The sequence below is a fragment of the Actinocorallia lasiicapitis genome (genome assembly GCF_054778695.1).
In genome coordinates, this window is the sequence record NZ_BAAGZI010000394.1 from 1 (window position 1) to 5,251 (window position 5,251).

Sequence of the window (5,251 nt, forward strand, 5' to 3'; positions counted from 1 at the left end):
GCCCAGGACGGTCGCGGCGGCCAGCCCCACTAGGATCGGATGCTTGAACCGGCGTCGCCGCGGCCCCGTCGCGACGAGCGTGTCGGGGGCCGTCGCCTCGGGCCGGTACACACCGCCGAACGCCGACAGCGCCCGCTCCCGGCCTGCCAGCTCGGGCGGGAGGGCGGGTGTGGACAGCACGGCGAGCAGCCCGGCGACGCGGGGTGGGACTTCACAGGAGTCCGTGGGATGTGTCATGACGTGTCCTCAAGCGTTCCCGCGGCCACCCGTGTCACCGGGCGGTCCTCGGAACTCTCCAGGATCTTGGCGAGCCTGCGGAGCCCGCGGGAGGTCGCCATGCGCACCGCGCCCGGCCGTTTCCCCAGGACGCGGGCCGTGCTCTCGGCGTCCAGGTCGAGCACCACCCGGAGCAGGACGGCCTCGGCCTGGTCGCGCGGCAGCAGCCCGATGAGCCGGATCGCGGCGTCGATCGCGTGGATCGACTCCAGGGAGTCCTCGACGCCGACCAGTTCGACCAGCCGGTCGATCTCGACCGGCACGGACGGCCTGCGCCGCACCCTGCGGTGGTGGTCCATGGCGCGGTTGCGGGCGATGGTCGCGGTCCAGCCGCGGAAGCCGGGACCGTCGCCGCGGAAGCCCGGCAGATCCCTGGCGACCTGGAGCCACACCTCGGACGCGACGTCCTCGGCGTCGTCGCCGACGAGCAGCCGCAGGTACCGCAGGACCCGCGGCTGGGTGCGGAGATAGAGCTCGGAGAAGGCGGACTCGTCGCCCTGCTGGGCGCCGAGCACGTGCTCCACCAGCTCGTCTTCGAGATCGTCCAAGGGCCTGTTCCGGGGAGAGGGTTCTTCAGTGCGTAAGCGCCCTTCGGGAGGGATGCGTCACCTGGGTTGCATGTGAACTATGTCACAGACCCCAGCTTCCGGGGAGTTCGCCCCCGTACCAGTACTCGAGGAGCTGGCGGGCGATGGAGACCTTGCCGGGGACGAGGAGCTCGCCGGACAGGGTCGCCGCCTTCAGCTCGTCACGGGTGTACCAGCGGGCCTCGGCGATCTCGGCGGGGTCGAGTTTCAGGGTGGGGTCGGCGGTGCGGCAGACGAAGCCGAGCATCAGCGACTGGGGCAGCGGCCACGGCTGGCTGCCGAGGTAGCGGATGTCGTCGACGACCACCCCGACCTCCTCGACGACCTCCCGCGCGACGGCCTGCTCCAGCGACTCGCCCGGTTCGACGAACCCGGCCAGCACCGACGCCCGCGACTCCGGCCAGCCCGTCCCGCGCGCCAGCAGGACGCGCTCGTCGGAGTCCTCCACCAGCATGATCACGGCCGGGTCGAGCCGCGGGTACTGCTCGGCCCCGTCGCTCGGGCAGGTCCGCACGTGCCCCGCCGCGACGATCTTCGTGGGTCCGCCGCAGCGCGGGCAGAACCGGTGGGTGGCGTGCCAGAACACCAGGGCCGTCGCCTGGGTCATCAGCGCCGAGTCGAGATCGCCGAGCAGCGCCCCGACCCGTCGCAGATCGGCCGGTTCCGCGCCGGGCAGCACCGGCAGCTCCGCCGGGACGGCGAAGTAGGCGATCCTGTCCTCGTCGACGCCCAGCAGGAACCTGTCGCCCTTCGGCGCCTCACGGGACGGGACGAACGCCAGCTCCGCCCCGTCGGTGAGCCGGACGGGGACCCGGCCCCGCTCGTCGACCACCAGCACCCGCGAGCCCGCCCACGCGGCGGCCACCCAGTCGGTGTCGCGTCTGCGTTCGGCGACCCGGTCGAAGGTGCCGCGTGCCAGAGCCAGCCAACCCAGCGTCATCGGGGGTTACCTCTCCTCAAGTGCGAGTTCGTTCCAGAGATGGGCGACGGCTTCGGCGCCCTTCAGCAGGAGCGGGATCTCGACCTTCTCGTTCGGGGCGTGGATCCGGTCGTCGTTCAGGCCGACCGCGAGGAAGACCAGGGGGGCGCCGAGGATGTCGGCGAGGTCGGCTTCGGGGCCGCTGCCGCCTTCCTTGGTGAAGAGCACTTCGGTGCCGAACGCCCGCTCCATGGCGCGGCGGGCGGCGAGCACGCCGGGCGAGTCGATCGCCGAGCGGCAGGCGCGGACCCCCGCCGAGGGGATCTCGACGGTGGCGCGGATCCCGGCCGGGGTGTGGTCGGCGACGAACGCGCGGATCGACGCGGCGACCTTCGCCGGGTCCTGCCCGGCGACCAGCCGGAAGGAGATCTTGGCGTGCGCGGACTTCGGGATGATCGTCTTGCCGCCGGGGCCGGTGTGCCCGCCCCACATCCCGTTGACCTCGGCGGTCGGCCGCGCCCAGACCCGCTCCAGGGTCGTGTAGCCGGTCTCGCCGACGGCCGCGCCGCTGTGCCCGGCGGTCTCCAGCCAGGCGGGCTCGTCGAACGGGAGCTTCGCGAACAGGGCGCGCTCCTCGTCGGTGAGCTCGATCAGATCGTCATAGAACCCCGGGAGCCGGACGCGCCCGTCGTCGTCGTGGAGCGCCGCGACGAGCCGTGCCAGCGCCGTCAGCGGGTTGGGGACCGCTCCGCCGAACGAACCGGAGTGCAGGTCGCGCGACGGCCCGTGGAAGGAGATCTCGCATTCGGCGAGCCCCCGCATCCCGGTGCACATCGACGGGGTGTCGGCCGCCCACATCGTGGTGTCGCTGATCACCATGAGGTCGCAGGCGAACTTCTCGCGGTGGGTCTCCAGCAGGGCGGGGAAGTGGATCGACCCGGACTCCTCCTCGCCCTCGAACAGGAACTTCAGGTGGACGGGCGGAGCGTCCGCGCCGCGGGCGGCGAGGTTGGCGCGCAGCCCGAGCGTGTGCATGAAGATCTGGCCCTTGTCGTCGGAGGTCCCCCGGCCGATCAGGCGGTCCCCCTGGATCACCGGCTCGAACGGGCTGGTCTCCCACTCCTCGAACGGCTCCCCCGGCTGCACGTCGTGGTGGCCGTAGACGAGCACGACGGGCGCGTCCGGCACGGGCCATTCGGCGTACACGGCGGGCAGCCCCTCGGTCTCCAGGATCTCCACGACCGGGAACCCGATCCCCCGCAGATGCCCGGCCAGCCACTCCGCCGACCGGCGCACGTCCCCGACGTGCTTCGGATCCCCGGAAACCGACGGAATCCGCAACCACTCGATCAGATCCGCGAGAAAAGGCTCCCGCTGGCCCGCGACGAACTCCGAAATCCCCATTGACGCTCCTTCAGCTACGGCCCCTCCCATCCAGGCTAGATCATGATCAGCCGCGCAAAGCAGCCAGTTCGCGGGTCAGGTTGGCGCGGGCGGCGGCGTCGAAGCGGGCGCGGGCGATCGGGGAGTGGAACAGGACGGGCAGGGCGAGGAGCTGGTCGAGGACGGCGGCGCGGCCGGCCCGGAAGTACTCGTCGGGGACGAAGTGGTACTCCGCCCGGACGGCCGCGACATACGCCGCGTACGGTTCCGGTTCGGCGGCGAGGATCGCCAGGTCGGCGTCGCAGAGGACCCGTCCGTCGGGGTCGGACGGATCATGGGTCTTGGTCATCCTGACCAGGGCGGCCACGCGCGCCGCCCGTTCGGGCTCCAGATCGGTGTCGGCGAGCATCCGTTCGGCGAGGCGGGCGCTGCGCTCCTCGTTGTCGTCGCGTTCGGGGTCGTAGACGGCGTCGTGGAACCAGGCCGCGAGCCGGACGACGTCGGGGTCGGCGGCGTCGGCGGCGAGCTCGTCGACGAGGTCGAGGACCGCTTCCAGATGGACGATCGTGTGGTACCTGCGGTGGGGTTCGGCGTACCGTGCGAGAAGGTCCTCGCCGAGCCGCCGGGCCTGTTCGCCCACGAGGACGCTCCACCGCTCCACGAGATCCATCGGGCCAATATCCCACGGCCCGCCGACACTCTCGCTAAGGTTAGGGAAGGCTTACCTAAGGGGGTTGGGTGCGGCTTCATCTGGTGACAGGCAAGGTCACCGACTCGGTCCTGTACGGCTTCCTGCCCGCCGCCGCCCGGCTCGGGCTCGACGTCGTCCTGCTCACCGACCGTCCCGCCGACTACCCGGGCCGCCAGGTCGTCGGCTGCGACGTCACCGACTACCGGGAGATCATCCAGGTGGGGCGGCCCGACGCCTACTTCACCAACAGCGACCACCTCCAGGCCGCCACCGCGCTCGCCGCCGACTTCCACGACCTGCCGGGCAAGGACTGGAAGGCCGCGCTGTGCTGCAAGAACAAGGCCCTGACCCGCCGCCGCCTCGGTGACGTCCGCGCCTGGGACTGGCCGCCGCCCGCCGACGCCCCGTTCCCGCTCGTGGTCAAGCCCCGCGAAGGAGTCGCCAGCGAGGACGTCCGCCTGGTCGCGAACGCCGCCGAACTGGCCGCCCTGCCCGTCCCGGAACGGCCGATGGTCGCCGAGGAGTACCTGCGCGGCGCGCTGTACACCGTGGAGACCCTGAACGGCCAGGTGCTCGGCTCGTTCCGCACCACGCTCTCCCCCGAACCGCACTTCATCGAGGAGCGCCTGGACTGGGCGCCGCCACCGCCCGAGACCACGCAGGTCCTGGCGCAGCTCACGGAGCTGGGGGTGGGGTTCGGGGCCTGCCACACCGAGTTCGTCGTCGGCGAGGGCCGCGCCAGGATCGTCGAGGTCAACTACCGGGTGATCGGCGACCACTGCGACTTCCTGCTCGCCGACCTGCTCGGCCGCGACCTGTTCGCCGACATCCTGCGCACCCATCTCGGCGATCCCCCGGTGTTCGTCCCCGCACCGCGCGGCGAGGCGACGGTCGACTCCGTCGTCGCCGACCGCTCCGGCATCCTGACCGCCGCGCCGCTCCCCACCGAGACCGTCCACGATGGGGTCCGCCTCACCTACCGGCCGATGCGCGCGGTCGGCGACCGGATCACCAGAACCCACACCAACCGGGACTATCTCGGCACCCTGACGGCGCTCGGCCCCACCCGCACGGCCGTCGACGCGGCGCTCCGCGCGTTCCGCACCGCGCACACCTGGGAACTCGGCGCGTGAACGGTCCGGCCGAGGATCCGCTGGGCGCGCCCGTCCTGTCGGCGCTGGTCCGCGAACACTACGCCGACCTGCATCTGCTGCCGTTGCCGACCGAACCCGACGGCTTCCAGTCCGACCTCAGGGTGGCCGGGCCGCTGCCGCTGAGCGACGTCCTGGACGTGGTGCGCGCCGCCGCCGCCGACGATGACGACGTCGCCGCGCTCGAGGCCGAATGCCGGGCCGCCCAGCTCGTGGAGTCGCTGCCGCTGCCGCCCGTCCGCCC

Annotated in this window: 6 protein-coding genes and 1 pseudogene; 2 read left to right on the plus strand and 5 right to left on the minus strand. The window is 72.2% G+C overall.

Translation table 11 applies throughout. The annotated features are described in order from the left end of the window. The 5 genes from ACYVE7_RS28500 to ACYVE7_RS28520 form a co-directional block, all read right to left on the minus strand. The coding region (locus tag ACYVE7_RS28500; protein WP_460368891.1) for a hypothetical protein at window positions 1-237 on the minus strand (237 nt) is incomplete at its 3' end. Beyond that, window positions 234-824, minus strand: coding sequence for an RNA polymerase sigma factor (locus ACYVE7_RS28505; protein WP_460368893.1), 591 nt, complete (start codon window positions 822-824; stop codon window positions 234-236). The genes ACYVE7_RS28500 and ACYVE7_RS28505, both read right to left, overlap by 4 nt. A gap of 82 nt (window positions 825-906) precedes the next feature. Further along, window positions 907-1,803 carry an NAD(+) diphosphatase gene (gene nudC / locus ACYVE7_RS28510; RefSeq protein ID WP_460368895.1) on the minus strand — a complete coding sequence of 299 codons (897 nt, stop codon included), beginning with the start codon at window positions 1,801-1,803 and terminating at the stop codon, window positions 907-909. A 6-nt stretch (window positions 1,804-1,809) separates the two neighbouring features. Continuing rightward, a complete protein-coding gene (locus tag ACYVE7_RS28515; protein ID WP_460368896.1) occupies window positions 1,810-3,186 on the minus strand; it encodes a dipeptidase in 1,377 nt (458 codons plus the stop codon). 46 nt (window positions 3,187-3,232) lie between these two features. Next, on the minus strand, window positions 3,233-3,835 hold the full coding sequence (locus tag ACYVE7_RS28520; protein WP_460368898.1) for an HD domain-containing protein: 603 nt from the start codon (window positions 3,833-3,835) through the stop codon (window positions 3,233-3,235). A 68-nt stretch (window positions 3,836-3,903) separates the two neighbouring features. Here ACYVE7_RS28520 and ACYVE7_RS28525 point away from each other — a divergent pair, with 68 nt between their 5' ends. Continuing rightward, window positions 3,904-4,989, plus strand: a complete 1,086-nt coding sequence (locus tag ACYVE7_RS28525; RefSeq protein WP_460368900.1) for an ATP-grasp domain-containing protein — start codon at window positions 3,904-3,906, stop codon at window positions 4,987-4,989. Beyond that, window positions 4,986-5,251: pseudogene (locus ACYVE7_RS28530) on the plus strand (hypothetical protein); the annotation flags it as partial. The gene ACYVE7_RS28525 and the pseudogene ACYVE7_RS28530, both read left to right, overlap by 4 nt.

What these genes read in the sequence shown, in the direction of transcription:
- nudC (WP_460368895.1), bottom strand. Translation starts at nt 1,803, where the DNA reads ATGACGCTGGGTTGGCTGGCTCTGGCACGCGGCACCTTCGACCGGGTC.
- ACYVE7_RS28515 (WP_460368896.1), bottom strand. Translation starts at nt 3,186, where the DNA reads ATGGGGATTTCGGAGTTCGTCGCGGGCCAGCGGGAGCCTTTTCTCGCG.
- ACYVE7_RS28520 (WP_460368898.1), bottom strand. Translation starts at nt 3,835, where the DNA reads ATGGATCTCGTGGAGCGGTGGAGCGTCCTCGTGGGCGAACAGGCCCGG.